Here is a 16546-nt window from a genome sequence, read left to right as displayed (position 1 = left end):
CGTATAAGGGGGAAATGGAAATGGATAAACTGAAAGTCGCGATTGCTGATGATAACAAGGAACTTGTGAGGACTATGGTGACGTATTTTGAAAGGCATCCTGAAATTGAAGTCATTTGGACAGCGCATAACGGCAAAGTCTGTCTGTCGATGTTAGAAGAAAAAAAGCCAGATGTCTTATTGCTTGATATCATCATGCCACATCTTGACGGAATTGCAGTGCTAGAAACGTTAAGTGGAAATGCTCAAACAGCAGATGTGCATATAATTATGTTGACAGCATTCGGCCAGGAAGACGTAATGACGCAAGCTGCAAGTCTCGGGGCATCCTATTTCATGCTTAAACCCTTTGAATTTGAACGGCTTGCAAATCAGATTTTCCAAGTTGCGGGGGCGAGAAAACCGGTTGCTCCGGTTGCTCAATCCAATGGAGAGTATGCACCAGGGACTGTTAGTCAAAAAGTGCTGGATACCACAATTACAGCAATCATCAAAGAAATCGGTGTGCCTGCTCATATTAAAGGCTATGCATTCATTCGTGAAGCTATTCAAATGGTCTATACGGATGTCGATTTGCTAGGTTCAGTGACGAAAGTACTGTATCCCGAGATTGCAAAGAAATACAATACGACAGCATCCCGTGTTGAGCGTGCCATTCGTCATGCGATTGAAGTTGCTTGGAATCGCGGCAATTACGATGTTATTTCCAAAATGTTCGGTTACACTGTCCACCATTTGAAAAGCAAACCAACAAATAGTGAGTTCATCGCGATGATTGCAGATAAAATTCGTCTTGAGCATATGGCGAGCTAATCGTTGCTATGAAAGCGTTTTAACTGGTTGGTAAACCAACCTATTTTACGGATTTATCCTATACTGCAATTTCAAAGCCAATAAAGCACTACTCAACAAGCCGACTGATTTTTAGATTAGTTGGTTTTTTTACGTCCAGAAATGTGTGAAAATCGAAGCTGTCAGAGAAGTCTCTTAAGTCATTAGACCAATCTATTAAATTGGTCTTGCTTTATCTAAAGGGGGAACATGGAATTGAAGAAGCAGTGAAGGTATAACCAGCACATATTCGACAGTAAGTTAAGTGTGTTCAAGAAAGTGGATAATACACTGTTGTTGATAATGAGAAGAGTCGAAAGTTCAATAATCCTGATGATAGAGCTGACCAGAAAAAGGAAATTTCTTTTGTAACCATTAATAAAGATGTTGGGAATATAAAAAGTGTTTTTCAACTAACATCGTAAAGAAAGAAAATTGAGAAAGAGTCCTATCAATAATATCGATTATCAAATCGACAGAAATTATTGATTGAGCTTGGTATCATCGACATACAAGTTTAAAACAATGACATGAGGTCACACGGTTCCTTCTAGAGCATTTTAGAGTCTTTTGCGGAAATAACCATCATCTGGAGGTTAGTGAAGCTTTAGATTGAGCCGATTAAATCGAACAAAAAAGCATTACTCACAGGATAAATGCAATATCTGAAGATGAAAAGCTTATTTATACAATACTTAACTCAGGTAAAGGTAAGGGAGTGAAGTGAGAATTAAGTGAAAAAAACTAGATAATTCCATTTATACCGATTTGCAACGTGGAGAGTTGATTGGAAAGCGGAATGAAATAAGAACAACGAGAGCATCGATGCTTTCTATTTTTGAAAACGTTTCATCATAAGAAATAATAACTACTACTTCACTATTCCAAAACTAAAAAGTAGTAGGACTATTAAATGATATTTTAAAAAAATTTATAAAGTATATATCCAACTAGTAATACAATAATTAACGCACCTAAATCTTTCCAACCCATACCACCTGTTAAATCAGTTAAATTCCCACCACCACTTGCTCTATTTAATGCATCGTGTATATTACCAGTAGGATTATTTTTTAATTCTTTTAGTCTTAAACGTTCTCTTTGTTCTTGTGGTGTTTTACGGCGATTATTCAAACTAAGAACCCCCTATAAATAGTTTCAGTGTAAATGTTCTATAATTTATCATTTATACCTTTTACACAAAATTGTCCTGTTACTAAAAGAAGAAAACTTAAAACCCCATTGCAATAAAGCCCCCGTTAGTAAAAATTAAAAGTTACTTTTCTCCATACTTTCCGTCTCTCATTGCTTTTCTATACTTACCTTCTTCTTCAATGGCAATTGCTTCTTCCGTGCTTATTCCTGGAATAGCGTAATACTTTGTTCCTTTTTCATAAAAATTCGAGAAGTTTCCAAAGTATGTTCTCTCCGTATCCGAATACTTCGTTACTTTTCCAATTTTTTTACCTACATTATCTACATATTCATCACTTAATTGATAAATATAACCATCCAAAACGACAAAACTAAAAGCCCAATCCACCGATGATTTGTTAAAAACATTGGAACAACCTGATAAAAAAACAATAGCTATTACTACAGAAAAAAAGATATATTTTAGTCTCAGAAGTATCCCGCCTCCTCTTTTTTCTGAATAGCTCGTTAACCATAGTTGAAGTTTTATTATACATCAACAATGAGAACTATCCGCTATTTTGTATTTTCATCGAGACGGCCTGTAAGAGCTATTATTCAGCTACGCAAGGTCACAACAGTCAATCCAAGAGTATCCTAGAAGCTTTAATGGATTAAAAAAGCTAAAGTTACAGGAGCTTTGGAATGAACTGTAGATGAAAATGAAATGATGCATTATACAATCTGTAAGTTTATAATTTGGAACAGTTAATGAAAGTTAAATAACTGGAATTTTATATAGGGAAGAAGACGTTTTTTAACGAGCCGGATTATGTATGGAATCTAAGGATGATTTAGATTTGAGCTAAAATGTAGTAGGTTCTCTTTATGGAACTTAACCATTTTAAAATGTCTTACACATAACGTTAATAGCATTTTCTTGTTGAAGTTATTGAGTTAGAGGATATGCAATATAGAATCCGGTGTATAAACCGACCGAAGGGGCCTTAACAGGGAGAGCTGAAGTTATAAGACTTGTGGTTTTTGGCGTGTGTCATCTTCTAGCGCCTTAGCGGTCCGATGGTATTCTCTATTTCAACTTGTAAATAGTAGTATTATATATATTTGGTCACTAGTGTTGCATTAAAATATATTCAATATAAAAAGTTCCCGAAATGTTCACTAACTTTATTTTCTGCATAAAAAAATTCCTTTATAATGGATAAAGTCAGGTGGTAACCCGTCCAAATCCACTAAAAAAGGAACTACTCATGGACAAGATTACACGAAAAACTTCATTTGGACAATGGTTTTCACCTATTAATATTCAATTAGTTGAAGAAAACGTGAAAACAATGAGATTAGATGCTTATACGAAGAAACTTACGACAGATTCATTCTTAAAATTACTGCTTTTTGCACAGCTTCATGAAACGGAAAGTCTGCACGCGCTGAGTGATTGTCTTTTTAATAAACATCTTCAAGTCAGCACAAACCTTGATTCTATAAGCGTTTCTCAATTATCCCGCAGGCTCAATGGAATGAATCCCGTGCTATTTCAACAACTTTTTCTTGATTTAGTCGCGCAAATTCATCAAAAAACAAATTATGCCAAAATCACTATGCCTTTAAAAATCATTGATTCGAGCACATTGCCACTCAATTTAACCAATCACCGATGGGCTAAATTCCGCAAAACGAAAGCTGGGGTAAAGCTTCATTTACGTCTTGTGTTTATGGAAAAAGGAACGTCCTATCCTGAAAAAGCCGTGCTTACAACAGCGAATGAACATGATCGTAATCAGCTTGAAGTCATGGTTGATGACAAGGAATGCATGTATGTTTTCGACCGTGGATATTTAGATTACGAACGTTTCGATCGCATGACAGATGACGGCTACTTTTTCTTATCCAGACTACGTAAAAATGCAGTAATCCATGAATGTGAAGACTTCCAATTGCCAGAAGGCACAACGGTATTATCGGATCAAGCGGTGTTGATTGGTACAACTCAAAATCGTGCTGAAAACATCTTTCGCTTACTCAAAGTAATAGACTCGAAAGGGAATGAACTACAACTCATCACCAATCGGTTTGACCTGAGTGCAGACGAAATCTCCGAGATGTACAAATCACGCTGGGCAATTGAACTGTTTTTTAAATGGATCAAACAACATTTGAACATCAAAAAGTTCTATGGTCAAAGCGAATGGGCCATTCATAATCAGGTATATATCGCACTCATCGTATATTGCTTGAATGTGTTGGTGCAAATAAAGACACGGAGTAAACATAAAATCTTGAAAATTAGTCGCTATTTAAAGGCTTCTCTTTGGAAACCTGCACATATTTGGATTCGTAAAATCAAAGGGACAGCAGTCCCGTAACAACTAAACTGTCGTTGCCGCAAATGTCTAATTGTAAATAAAAACCAAATGGACGGACCACCTTTATTGGAGTGTATATCTTTTTGGCTCAACGCCGTAAAAATAAATAGTAAGAATTTTAAATCATTTTTTTATGCAACACTAGTGATATTTGGTCTTTGGAATTGAATAAATTTTCATTTTATTGTTTGGTGTTTTGCTAGTTAAACTATATAAGAAGTGGGTTTCTATTTGTTCATCCAAGTGGTAAGCTTACATTAGAAAAGACTGTTAACTTTTTATTCGAAAATTTATGGTCATGTATAAGCTAATAATGATTGAGCATACAAATCCATGGAACGGTGTGTTTTACATTGCACACCTTTTCAAAGCATGCCCAATTAATAGGGGATTTTTGCTATAAACGCTGATAACTTTTTTTGAACAGTTACTATTTCTTTATAATGAGTCAGAGAGAAAGGGTGATCGACCGGTGTTAATTCAAAATGATTATTTTGATCTTGTACTTGAAGAAAAAACAGTAATATTGCGAACAAAGAAGAATGGTTTTCCACTTAAGTCCTTCGATGAAATAACGCGGGAACATCCACGGCTAAAAATTCTCTCATTTCCAGTTTTACGAAAAGCGCTTACAGATTCGGAAGAAGAACATATTATTGGGAGCTGGCTTCCAATGATCGAAATAGCTGTTTCTTCCGACAAGATGTTGGCCCAACTCTATATCAACGTATCAACCAAAGAATTTGAAGAAAACAAACAGGAAATCTTGAAACAAGCAGAAAAAGAACTTGATGACGCTGGGATCATTTATGGAAGAATAGCATTGCAGAATGAAGCTTTTAAACCGGGTGAACCGATTAATGCTGCTGTTGGAAGAAAGCCACAGAAAGGGGCAGACGCAGCCATAACATATATCGAAATACCTGAACGTAGACCGGTAATCCGTGAAGATGGGTCTGCTGATTATTTTGAAATGAATTTCGTTACGCCTGTCAAACAAGGAGACTGGCTTGGTGAGAAAATATCGGCACAAGAGGGAATCGATGGTAAGGATGTTTTGGGAAACGTTCTCCCTGCACCGCGTGGGGATGACGAGAAGATTTACTATGACAGGAAATCAGTGACAGATGAAGAAGAAATGGGGAAAATAGTTCTGCGAGCAGTACATGGCGGGGCATTAGAAAGTATTGACGGTCTCATTGGTGTTGGGAAACAGTTAGTTATCAGTGGTGATGTCGGGCCTGAAACAGGTTCAATAACATTTGACGGATCAGTTGTTGTATATGGAACGGTCCTTGCAGGTTTTTCGGTAAATGCGACGGGGGATATTTCCGTAGAAGGAAATGAAGGCATCACAAATGCAAAGGAAATTCAGTCATCCGAGGGCGACGTTTACATAAAAGGCGGTATTTTTGGCGGTGGAATGACAATTGTGGAAGCTCAAGGCAATATTTTTGTTAAACATGCAAATAATTGCAAACTGTATGGCAAAGAAGTTCATGTTGGACTCTATCTGCTGGGATCGGAAGTTATCGCCGAATCCGTTTTTATTGACAAAAACAGAGGTAAAATTATTGGTGGAGAGATTGAAGCACTTATTAAAATTGAGTGTGCATTTGTTGGCAACAGTCATGAACGAAAGACAATCCTTCGTGTGAAAGGGATTGACAAGGAATTAATTTATACAGAAATACAAGAAATGGCAAAAAGTTTGAAAGAGCGCACAGGAATCGTCGAAAAGCTTGAGCAACATGCTCTCCCATTTAGGAATAGTGGTAGTCATCTCAAAGGACCGCAGGCAGAAGCATATGAAAAAATGTTAGAGACGATTGAATCGAACAGAGACGCTATTGTTGAACTTGACAGAGAGATACAGGTGGGGTTGCGAAAGATTAAGCAGGCAGTACCTCCTCAAATCGAAGTAACGAGAGAAGCTTATCCAGGAACTATCATACAAATTGGATCCAAGTCTTCCACACTTCACGTGACGACAAAAGGCATCTTCGAGATCATTGATGGCGTTCTGAATGTCTAAGCCGACAGTATTCGCACACCGTGGTGCATCTGGCATCCGATTTGAAAATACAATGGAAGCGTTTGAGAAAGCTGCCGATCTAGGTGCTGATGGCATCGAACTGGATGTGCAATTGACGGAAGATGGAGTGCCCATTGTCATCCATGATCCCGAGCTCCATAGGCTGGCCGGCATTCAAAGGTCTATTTCGAGCATGACGAGTGGAGAAATAACAAAAATTCGTGTAGGCAAAAGATACCGACGTTTATTGCAAGGGTTCCGGATTCCGACTTTGATTGAAGCTGTATTGTTTTGTGAAAAGAACAATTTAGGATTGAATATTGAATTGAAAGAGACTGTTTCGGATCGTCCGGAATTGATCAAACATATTGTGGATATTGCCTCTATCATTGATGATATTCATATCTCTTCATTTGACTATAGTGTACTTGAAGCGGTAAAAGAGGAAAGCCCGCTAATGGAAACTGCCTATTTAATAAAGAAGAAGAACGTAGATTGGGAAAACCTTGAACAGTATTCATGCGCGGATGGATTTCATATGCACAAACGCCTGTTGAAAGAACCCTTTTTGAATAAACTTATTTTGTCCGAAAAAAAGATTCGGGTGTATGGAGTGACGGGAACAGAACCAATCACCATCAACCCGCCGCCTTACATAAATGGGTGGATTACTGATTACCCCGATCGATTTAACTATAATAAAAAGGACCAAGACTGTTAAAAATCAGTCCTGGTCCTTTTGTGTTTGTGCGACTGGCCTTACCCTATACAGACACAGACGACTACCGTTTTACTTTTGTTTAAACCGTTCTTGTACGCGACCTTTTCTCCGATCGCGACGCAATAGGAATCCTGCGAAAAACCAGAGTCCACCCGCAAACAGCAAAAAGCCTACAACGAATTGGAGCCAGATGAACGGAAATGGTTTAAATAATATACCAAATATTGAATCCCGCATTAATTTTATACCGCCGGCTGCAAAAAGTCCGGGGATTAGCAGGACAATAAATGCTGCTAGACGTGCCATACACGACAACTCCTTAACGATTCTAATTTTACCTACGGATATTTTATTGTCAAGAACTGCGCTTTGATGTATGATGTAGTTGTAATTGCAAAAGATTGCATGGTTCAAAAAAGGAGAATGAATATCCTTGCAAAACGTTCTCATTGTCGGGGCGGGGACAGGCGGATCGATACTACTGGACCTTCTCCAAAATTTAGAATTCATGAATGTAAACGCAATCATCGATACTGATGAACAAGCACCTGGGATAATTCGTGCAAAAAAACAAGGCATTGCACATGGGACGGATTGGAAAAGTCATCTGACTGAAGATCTGCATATCATTTTCGATGTAACCGGAGACGAGTCTGTATTCGCTGAACTGTTAACCGCGAGACCTGCCCATACCGTACTTATACCTGGTTCCGTTGCAAATCTCCTTGTTAAGCTTCTTGAGGAGAATGATACATATATTAAGCGCATTCATGCAGAGATGCATAAACAGCGTATGATCTTTGATTCAATTGAAGAGGGTATGATTGGAATCGACGAGGAAGGAACTGTTGATTTCTTCAATAAAAGTGCCTCTAAGATGATCGGTTTCCCGATTGAAGATGCGGTTGGTCGGACGATTACGGAAGTGATCCCTACAACTGAGCTTCCAAGAGTGTTCAAGTCGGGGAGAGCGGAATTGAATGAGGAACAAATTCTGGGAAATGGTTTGAAAATCGTTACTTCCCGTTATCCTCTCTATGATTCTACTGGAAAAAAAGTTGGTGCTTTCGCAGTATTTAAAGACATTACAGAGGTTGTTGCACTTGCGGAGGAAATCACGGGTCTAAAAAAAGTGAAAACAATGTTAGAAGCAATCATTCATTCGAGTGATGATGCCATCTCGGTCGTCGACGATAACGGAAACGGAATCCTTGTCAATCCGGCTTACACGCGGATTACAGGTCTTACAGAAGATGAAATCATCGGTAAGCCTGCGAATGCGGACATCAACGAAGGTGAAAGTATCCATATGAGAGTTTTGAAGTCGAAACAGCCGGTGCGGGGAGTAAATATGCGTATCGGTGAAAATAACCGGGAAGTAATTGTCAATGTAGCGCCTATTATTGTCGATCATCAGGTGAAAGGAAGTGTCGGTGTTATTCACGACATAACCGAAATGCGAAACTTGATGAAAGAACTTGACCAAGCGCGCACAATAATCCGGCAACTCGAATCTACTTACACTTTCGATGATATTTTTGGTGGTTCATCTGATATTGAAATGTCAATCGCGCAGGCAAAGTTAGCTGCCAAATCAGATGTTCCAGTCCTTCTTCGCGGAGAGGCAGGAACGGGCAAAGAATTGTTTGCACATGCTATTCATAGTAGTAGCGAACGGCGCTTCAATAAGTTCATCCGTTTAAATTGTTCGGCTATGGATCGTTCCACTTTGGAATCGGAGCTATTCGGACTTGAATCAAGTACTTCCTCAAACAGAAATGGTAATTCTCAAGGTCTTTTCAAAGAGTCAAACCAGGGGACATTATTTCTTGACGAAGTGACTGATTTGCCGCTCGCAGTTCAGGATAGACTGCTCAATTACTTGAAGAACGGAACAATTTTCACAAGTGATGGAACACTTCCCATTCATTTGTCCGTACGCATCATCACAACGACTTCTAAAAATTTGGAAAAAGCAATGCACGAGGGAGCATTCAATGAAGAGCTCTATTATGTTTTAAACCGACTCTCTATCCAGGTATCTCCTTTACGGTCTCGTAAAAAAGATATACCACTGATTGTCGGACACCTGCTTGTGAAGCTGAATCAGGAGTTCGGTATGAATATAGAGAGAATTACTGAAGAGGCGTTGGAACGGCTAAAGCAATATGATTGGCCGGGAAATATACGAGAACTTGAAAATGTACTTAGCAGGGCCATGATTTATATGAAGCCGGGTGAAGCAGTCATTGGATTGAAAGATGTGATTAAATCTCTTTCGTCGAGGGGAAACATGGATAAGGGACAAGTATTGCCAGAAAAAAGCACCCTAACTTCGATTATGGATGAATACGAAAAAAATATTCTTGAAACGGCTCTACATGAAAATAATGGGAACAAATCGTTAACAGCTAATAGGCTTGGTATTTCGCTTCGATCGCTTTATTATAAACTTGAAAAATTCAGCCTTGTTTAATTGATATTTAGTCAAAGGAGGAGAGGCAATGGTTACACTCGACTCACTTATTGTACAGGCCGCATTAAGGAAAGATCCTGTGGTGGCTGTCGCATCGGCTGCCGACTGGGAAGTACTTGAAGCGGTTAGTATTGCTATTGCAAAGGGTATTGCTTCATTCATGCTTTTCGATGACGAAAAGCGTTTAAAAGATTTAATACAAACGGATTTTCCACAGTTAGTAAATGAAGAAAAAGTTAGTATTCATCATGCTGGGGATAATATCCGCGCGGCATCCCTTTCGGTGAAAGCGGTTTCAAATGGACAAGCAAATGTCCTGATGAAAGGAAACTTGGCAACTTCTACTATTCTTAAGGCAGTATTGAATGGTGAATATGGTTTGCGGACAGGAAAAATACTGTCACATGTAGCAGCGTTTGAAGTTCCGGGTTATGACCGTCTACTTTTCGTCACGGATGCTGCAATGAACATTGCGCCTGATCTTGAAGCGAAAGCGCAAATCATTCGCAATGCAGTTTCGACTGCTCATGCATGCGGTGTAGATAAACCGATCGTCGCTCCACTTGCCGCTATTGAAACAGTTAATCCGGCAATGATTCCAACCACGGATGCAGCATCGCTTGTCGTTATGAATCAACGCGGGCAAATCACTGGTTGTACCATTGACGGACCGCTTGCACTCGATATTGCGGTATCCGAAAAAGCGGCTTTACAAAAAGGGATTACGGGAGAAACAGCTGGTAAAGCCGATATTCTGGTTGTCCCGAATATAGAAGCAGGCAATATCTTATACAAGTCACTTATGTATTTTGCCAATGCAAAAGTAGGTGCTGTTATCCAAGGTGCCAAAGTACCAATCGTCCTTACATCAAGGGCGGACAGTGCTGAAAGTAAACTGTATTCACTCGCACTGGCAATCCTTTCTACAAAATAAAAAATTGAACGATACCCTTAGGAGGAATTTACAATGGAAATTTTCAAATATATGGAGCATCAGGATTATGAACAACTTGTTATTTGCCAGGATAAAGCATCAGGACTAAAAGCTATCATCGCAATTCATGATACGACACTTGGCCCGGCGCTTGGTGGAACACGTATGTGGACGTATGCAAGTGAAGAAGAAGCAATTGAAGACGCACTTCGCCTTGCGCGCGGTATGACTTACAAAAACGCAGCTGCTGGATTGAATCTTGGTGGCGGAAAAACAGTTATTATAGGAAATCCAAAAACAGACAAAAACGATGAAATGTTCCGTGCTTTCGGTCGTTATATTGAAGGTTTGAACGGTCGATATATTACTGCAGAAGATGTAGGAACAACTGAAGCGGATATGGATTTAATTAATCTTGAAACAGATTATGTTACAGGTACTTCTGCTGGATCAGGTTCATCAGGCAATCCTTCGCCTGTTACTGCTTATGGTATTTATTACGGTATGAAGGCAGCAGCAAAAGAAGCATTTGGCGACGACTCTCTAGCAGGTAAGACAGTAGCGGTACAAGGTGTCGGAAACGTTGCTTATGCACTTTGTGAGTATTTGCACGAAGAAGGTGCGAAACTAATCATTACAGATATTAATGAAGAAGCTGTTCAGCGTGCAGTTGATGCATTTGGTGCCACAGCAGTCGGTATCAATGAAATTTACTCTCAAGAAGCAGATATATTTGCACCATGTGCACTAGGGGCAATCATTAATGATGAGACGATCCCACAATTGAAAGCAAAAGTCATTGCAGGATCAGCAAACAACCAATTGAAAGAAACGCGTCACGGCGATTTAATCCATGAAATGGGTATTGTCTATGCACCTGACTACGTTATCAACTCAGGAGGCGTTATTAACGTTGCAGATGAACTTGATGGTTATAACCGTGAACGTGCACTTAAGCGTGTCGAAGGTATCTATGATGTAATCGGTAAAATTTTCGCTATCTCAAAACGCGATAATATCCCGACTTACGTCGCTGCCGACCGCATGGCAGAAGAGCGTATCGCACGCGTCGCCAATACAAGAAGCACTTTCTTACAAAACGAAAAAAGCGTATTATCAAGACGCTAATACAGGAAAGCGAAAGCAACCTGTTTAGACACGACAGGCATAAGTCAGACGGGATGTAATTCAATCCCTCCCAGCTGGCTTATGACTCCGAGCGTCTGGGTGCTGTTGCTAGACATACAAAAATCAGAAGTTATATTGATGTGGAAGGAGGACCTATTGTGCATAACAAACAACATCAAATCCTAGTTATTAACCCGGGATCCACATCAACAAAAATAGGTGTCTTTGAAGGCGAAAGTCAACTGATGGAAAGTACATTGAGGCATAGTTCAGAAGAGATTGCACGGTATCCTTCCATCATCGATCAATACAGTTTTCGTAAAAAGGCAATTCTTGAATTGCTTGAAAAAGAAGGAATCAGCATTTCCAAACTATCTGCCATTTGCGGTCGGGGCGGGCTTCTCCGCCCGATCGAAGGCGGTACGTATTCCGTCAACGAAGCGATGATCGAAGATTTGAAAACAGGTTATTCAGGTCAACATGCGTCAAACCTCGGAGGCATAATCGCGAATGAAATCGCATCTAGCCTAAACCTCCCCGCTTTCATCGTCGATCCCGTCGTTGTCGATGAACTTGCACCAATCGCGCGGATTTCTGGATTTTCGGCGATTGACCGAAAATCTATATTCCATGCATTGAACCAAAAAGCGGTTGCAAGACGCTACGCAAAACAAGTCGGTAAAAAATACGACACTCTCCGGTTGATTGTCACCCATATGGGCGGGGGTATTACAGTCGGTGTACATGAGTTCGGCAAAGTAATTGATGTAAATAACGGGCTTCACGGAGACGGGCCATTCAGTCCTGAACGTGCGGGAACCGTTCCCGCAGGGGATCTCATCGACCTCTGTTTTTCCGGTGAGTATTTCCGTCACGAAGTTATGAAACAACTTGTCGGTCAGGGCGGTCTCGTCGGTTATCTTGGAACGAACGACGCTGTGCGTGTGGAAAAACGAATTGAAGATGGCGATGAAAAAGCGAAACTGGTATACGAAGCAATGGCCTATCAAGTTGCTAAGGAAATTGGAAGTGCAGCAGCTGTTCTTTATGGCCAAGTGGATGCAATTATCCTTACGGGTGGCCTCGCATATGGCAAAGGATTCGTAAAGGACATTACCTCCAGAATTGACTGGATATCAGATGTTGAAGTATACGCTGGAGAAGACGAACTTCAAGCACTCGCAGAAGGCGCACTCCGCGTACTAACTGGTGAAGAAATAGCTAAAATCTACCCGTCTTGACGGGTCGTTGTGAGGGAGGCCATCTATAATGGCACGGGAATATGATGTAGTTATATTAGGGGGCGGAACAGGCGGCTATGTCGCTGCAATCCGCGCCGCTCAATTAGGACTGAAAACAGCACTTGTTGAAAAAGGAAAACTAGGCGGCACATGCTTGCACAAAGGCTGTATCCCAAGCAAGGCATTGCTGAAAAGCGCTGAAGTATTTGATACGGCGAAAAATCATGCTGCAGACTTCGGTGTTAATACAAAAGACGTAACTCTTGATTTCAGTCGTGTGCAAGCACGAAAAGATGGTATTGTTAAGCAGTTGCATACAGGCGTAACCGCACTTATGAAAAAAGGTAAAATCGACGTGTTTGATGGACTTGGCAGAATGCTTGGCCCATCGATTTTCTCACCAATGCCGGGTACTATTTCGGTTGAAATGAACAACGGTGACGAAAACGAAATGCTTATTTTGAAAAACTTGATTATCGCAACAGGCTCTAGACCACGCACGTTGCCAGGTTTGGACATTGATGAAAAACAAGTCATGTCTTCAGACGGGGCGCTATCTATGGAAACACTTCCTAAGTCAATCATCATTGTTGGCGGCGGTGTCATCGGTATCGAATGGGCATCTATGCTAAATGATTTCGGTGTGGAAGTCACAGTTCTTGAATATGCGGATCGGATTATTCCGACTGAAGATGAAGACATCTCAAAAGAAATGAAAAAACTATTGACGAAAAAAGGAATCACTTTTGCGACAAGCGCGAAAGTACTTCCAGATACGCTTGTTAAAAAAGAAGGATCCGTCACCATTTCAGCAGAAATGAATAGTGAAACGACTGTGTTCACTGCTGAAAAAATGCTTGTTTCAGTTGGAAGGCAAGCGAATGTCGAAGGAATTGGACTCGACAACACAGAAATCGAAGTCGTAAATGGATTTATTAAGACAAAACCATCATTCCAAACAAAAGAAGCTCATATTTATGCGATTGGTGATGTTATCGGTGGTCTGCAACTTGCACATGTCGCTTCTCATGAAGGAATTGCAGCTGTTGAACATATTGCGGGCATGAAAAACGAGGCGATTGATTATACGAAAATATCACGCTGTATTTACTCAAGCCCCGAAGCGTCCAGTGTCGGCATCACAGAGAAACAGGCGAAAGAACAAGGCTTTGATGTGAAAGTCGGGAAATTCCCATTCATGGCCATCGGTAAAGCACTTGTGAACGGCAATTCGGATGGTTTCGTAAAGATTATTGCTGACAAGAAAACGGATGACATCCTGGGAGTTCATATGATTGGTGACCACGTGACTGATTTGATATCAGAAGCAGGCCTTGCGATGGTGCTCGATGCAACACCGTGGGAAGTAGCAAGTACGATTCATCCGCATCCATCACTTTCAGAAGTAATGGGCGAAGCGGCTTTGGCCGTCGATGGTAAGGCTATTCACATGTAAAAGGGGGATTTTAGAAATGGCAAAAACGCGTCATGAAAAACTTGGTTTGACAAATGAAGATGTAATACAAATTTTTGAAACGATGCTATTGGCACGTCGTATAGATGAACGTATGTGGCTTCTCAACCGTGCTGGAAAAATCCCATTCGTCATTTCATGTCAGGGACAAGAAGCAGCACAAGTCGGAGCAGCTTTTGCTCTTGATAATGATAAAGACTGGATTGCACCCTATTACCGTGATATGGGGGTCGTCCTGCATTTCGGGATGACAGCGCAGGATTTAATGCTTTCGGCATTCGCAAAAGCGGAAGATCCAAACTCAGGCGGCCGTCAGATGCCTGGTCACTTCGGCCAACGTAAAAACCGCATTTTGACAGGTTCATCTCCTGTAACGACGCAATTACCGCATGCGGTCGGCGTAGCCCTTGCGGCGAAGATGAAGAAAGAAGACTTCATCACGTTCGTCACACTTGGCGAAGGTTCATCCAACCAAGGGGATTTCCATGAAGGCATGAACTTTGCCGGTGTCCATAAGTTGCCGACGGTTATCATGGTTGAAAACAATAAATATGCAATTTCAGTGCCGGTCGAAAAGCAACTCGCATGTGAAAATGTCTCGGATCGTGCAATCGGTTACGGTATGCCAGGCGTTACAGTGGATGGAACTGATCCGCTTGAAGTATACAAAGTCGTTAAGGAAGCTGCGGATCGTGCCCGTCGCGGAGAAGGGCCAAGTCTCGTGGAAACAATCTGTTACCGTTTGACGGCACACTCTTCGGACGATGACCAGCGCCAATACCGTGATGCTGAAGAGCTTGAAAAAGAAAAGAAACTCGATCCAATTCCAATGTTTGCGGCTTATTTGAAAGAAGCCGGAGTGCTTACGGATGAACTCGAAAAAGAAATGGAAGAACGCATCATGAAAGAAGTGAACGAAGCGACCGATTATGCGGAAAACGCTGCGTACGCCGAACCTGAATCTGCGCTGCTCCATGTGTATGCTGAAGATGGGGGGAACGAATAATGGCTGTAATGTCTTATATCGATGCAATTACACTTGCAATGAAAGAAGAAATGGAACGTGACGATCGCGTTTTCGTTCTCGGAGAAGACGTTGGACGTAAAGGCGGGGTCTTTAAGGCTACATCTGGTCTTTACGATCAATTCGGAGAATACCGCGCACTTGATACTCCACTTGCGGAATCTGCAATTGCAGGCGTCGGGATTGGTGCGGCAATGTATGGCTTACGTCCAATTGCTGAGATGCAATTTGCTGATTTCATCATGCCGGCTGTGAATCAAATTGTATCGGAAGCAGCAAAAGTCCGTTATCGTTCAAACAATGACTGGTCTTGTCCGATTGTCATACGTGCACCATTTGGAGGCGGTATCCATGGAGCTCTTTATCACTCGCAATCTGTAGAGTCGATGTTTGCAAGCACGCCTGGATTGAAAATCGTTATCCCGTCAACACCGTATGATGCGAAAGGACTTCTGAAAGCGGCGATCCGCGATGAAGATCCAGTATTATTCTTTGAGCATAAACGTGCCTATCGTTTAATTAAAGGCGAAGTACCTTCGGATGATTATGTCTTGCCGATCGGGAAAGCTGATATTAAACGCGAAGGGGATGACATCACTATCATCACGTACGGATTATGTGTCCATTTTGCACTGCAAGCGGCTGAACGTCTTGCAGAAGATGGCATATCAACTCATATCCTTGATCTTCGAACCGTTTACCCGCTTGACCAAGAAGCAATTATCGAAGCGGCTTCAAAAACCGGGAAAGTCCTGCTCGTTACGGAAGACAATAAAGAAGGAAGCATTATGGGGGAAGTTGCAGCAATCATTGCTGAAAACTGTCTGTTTGAACTTGATGCGCCGATTAAACGTCTTGCTGGACCGGATATTCCGGCAATGCCGTATGCACCGACAATGGAGAAATTCTTCATGGTCAACCCAGACAAAGTAGAGAAGGCAGCACGTGAACTTGCTGAATTTTAACTTTATTGAACAAGGGAATCTAGCCCCTGCTCAATAAAGTTAAGCCTCCGGCGGATGCTACAGATTTTGAAAGGAGTGGAAGGCAACCTAAGTTCGCCGCATCGTGCGGCAATAAGGAAGGATGCAGTTCAATCCTTCCCCGTTGCATACCTGCGTCTTGCAGGCACAAGCTCAATTCAATATCTGGATGCAAACAT

Annotated in this window: 14 protein-coding genes; 11 read left to right on the top strand and 3 right to left on the bottom strand. The window is 41.2% G+C overall.

Annotation, left to right across the window (positions count from 1 at the left end):
- The first annotated feature begins 20 nt into the window (after positions 1-20).
- Positions 21-812 (top strand): sporulation transcription factor Spo0A, encoded by a 792-nt coding sequence (gene spo0A, locus MKZ11_RS18095; RefSeq protein ID WP_340795753.1) that lies wholly within the window; start codon positions 21-23, stop codon positions 810-812.
- Between the two features lie 939 nt (positions 813-1751).
- On the opposite strand, the gene MKZ11_RS18090 is transcribed toward spo0A, so the two are convergent.
- Complete coding sequence (locus MKZ11_RS18090; RefSeq protein WP_340795752.1) at positions 1752-1964, bottom strand: DUF6366 family protein; 213 nt, start codon at positions 1962-1964, stop codon at positions 1752-1754.
- Between the two features lie 142 nt (positions 1965-2106).
- On the bottom strand, positions 2107-2346 hold the full coding sequence (locus MKZ11_RS18085) for a hypothetical protein (RefSeq protein WP_340795751.1): 240 nt from the start codon (positions 2344-2346) through the stop codon (positions 2107-2109).
- Positions 2347-3235: 889 nt separating this feature from the next.
- Between MKZ11_RS18085 and MKZ11_RS18080 the strand changes: the two genes are divergently transcribed.
- The 3 genes from MKZ11_RS18080 (at position 3236) to MKZ11_RS18070 (ending at position 7107) form a co-directional block, all read left to right on the top strand.
- Positions 3236-4351, top strand: a complete 1116-nt coding sequence (locus tag MKZ11_RS18080) for an IS4 family transposase (RefSeq protein WP_340792764.1) — start codon at positions 3236-3238, stop codon at positions 4349-4351.
- A 472-nt stretch (positions 4352-4823) separates the two neighbouring features.
- A complete protein-coding gene (locus MKZ11_RS18075; protein WP_340795750.1) occupies positions 4824-6386 on the top strand; it encodes a DUF342 domain-containing protein in 1563 nt (520 codons plus the stop codon).
- Entirely contained in the window at positions 6379-7107 is a 729-nt protein-coding gene (locus MKZ11_RS18070) for a glycerophosphodiester phosphodiesterase (protein WP_340795749.1), read from the top strand. The genes MKZ11_RS18075 and MKZ11_RS18070 overlap by 8 nt, the downstream gene beginning before the upstream one ends.
- Before the next feature lie 69 nt (positions 7108-7176).
- Here the strand turns inward: MKZ11_RS18070 and MKZ11_RS18065 are convergent, their stop codons facing one another.
- A complete protein-coding gene (locus MKZ11_RS18065) occupies positions 7177-7413 on the bottom strand; it encodes a DUF2627 domain-containing protein (protein ID WP_340795748.1) in 237 nt (78 codons plus the stop codon).
- A gap of 127 nt (positions 7414-7540) precedes the next feature.
- Between MKZ11_RS18065 and MKZ11_RS18060 the strand changes: the two genes are divergently transcribed.
- The 7 genes from MKZ11_RS18060 to MKZ11_RS18030 all read left to right on the top strand — a co-directional run bounded on the left by MKZ11_RS18060 (position 7541) and on the right by MKZ11_RS18030 (position 16349).
- Positions 7541-9583, top strand: coding sequence for a sigma 54-interacting transcriptional regulator (locus tag MKZ11_RS18060; RefSeq protein ID WP_340795747.1), 2043 nt, complete (start codon positions 7541-7543; stop codon positions 9581-9583).
- A gap of 28 nt (positions 9584-9611) precedes the next feature.
- Positions 9612-10517: a phosphate butyryltransferase gene (yqiS, locus tag MKZ11_RS18055; RefSeq protein WP_340795746.1), complete on the top strand. Its 906-nt coding sequence runs from the start codon at positions 9612-9614 to the stop codon at positions 10515-10517.
- A 33-nt stretch (positions 10518-10550) separates the two neighbouring features.
- Positions 10551-11645: a Leu/Phe/Val dehydrogenase gene (locus tag MKZ11_RS18050; protein WP_340795745.1), complete on the top strand. Its 1095-nt coding sequence runs from the start codon at positions 10551-10553 to the stop codon at positions 11643-11645.
- A 158-nt stretch (positions 11646-11803) separates the two neighbouring features.
- On the top strand, positions 11804-12886 hold the full coding sequence (gene buk / locus MKZ11_RS18045; RefSeq protein ID WP_340795744.1) for a butyrate kinase: 1083 nt from the start codon (positions 11804-11806) through the stop codon (positions 12884-12886).
- 28 nt (positions 12887-12914) lie between these two features.
- The gene (gene lpdA / locus MKZ11_RS18040) at positions 12915-14342 is read left to right on the top strand and encodes a dihydrolipoyl dehydrogenase (RefSeq protein ID WP_340795743.1); all 1428 of its coding nucleotides are present in this window, start codon (positions 12915-12917) and stop codon (positions 14340-14342) included.
- Between the two features lie 16 nt (positions 14343-14358).
- Positions 14359-15366 carry a thiamine pyrophosphate-dependent dehydrogenase E1 component subunit alpha gene (locus tag MKZ11_RS18035; RefSeq protein WP_340795742.1) on the top strand — a complete coding sequence of 336 codons (1008 nt, stop codon included), beginning with the start codon at positions 14359-14361 and terminating at the stop codon, positions 15364-15366.
- Positions 15366-16349 carry an alpha-ketoacid dehydrogenase subunit beta gene (locus MKZ11_RS18030; protein ID WP_340795741.1) on the top strand — a complete coding sequence of 328 codons (984 nt, stop codon included), beginning with the start codon at positions 15366-15368 and terminating at the stop codon, positions 16347-16349. Before MKZ11_RS18035 ends, MKZ11_RS18030 begins: the two co-directional genes overlap by 1 nt.
- Positions 16350-16546 lie beyond the last annotated feature (197 nt).

The sequence above is a fragment of the Sporosarcina sp. FSL K6-1508 genome, assembly GCF_038007465.1.
Lineage (GTDB): Bacteria > Bacillota > Bacilli > Bacillales_A > Planococcaceae > Sporosarcina > Sporosarcina psychrophila_B.
The sequence above is the reverse complement of the archived record's forward strand: the minus strand, read 5'-3'. Positions and strand labels throughout refer to the sequence as shown.

Coding starts and splice junctions, on each gene's coding strand:
- spo0A (WP_340795753.1), top strand. CDS start 21: ATGGATAAACTGAAAGTCGCGATTGCTGATGATAACAAGGAACTTGTG.
- MKZ11_RS18050 (WP_340795745.1), top strand. CDS start 10,551: ATGGAAATTTTCAAATATATGGAGCATCAGGATTATGAACAACTTGTT.
- MKZ11_RS18080 (WP_340792764.1), top strand. CDS start 3,236: ATGGACAAGATTACACGAAAAACTTCATTTGGACAATGGTTTTCACCT.
- MKZ11_RS18070 (WP_340795749.1), top strand. CDS start 6,379: ATGTCTAAGCCGACAGTATTCGCACACCGTGGTGCATCTGGCATCCGA.
- MKZ11_RS18035 (WP_340795742.1), top strand. CDS start 14,359: ATGGCAAAAACGCGTCATGAAAAACTTGGTTTGACAAATGAAGATGTA.
- lpdA (WP_340795743.1), top strand. CDS start 12,915: ATGGCACGGGAATATGATGTAGTTATATTAGGGGGCGGAACAGGCGGC.
- MKZ11_RS18065 (WP_340795748.1), bottom strand. CDS start 7,413: ATGGCACGTCTAGCAGCATTTATTGTCCTGCTAATCCCCGGACTTTTT.
- MKZ11_RS18030 (WP_340795741.1), top strand. CDS start 15,366: ATGGCTGTAATGTCTTATATCGATGCAATTACACTTGCAATGAAAGAA.
- yqiS (WP_340795746.1), top strand. CDS start 9,612: ATGGTTACACTCGACTCACTTATTGTACAGGCCGCATTAAGGAAAGAT.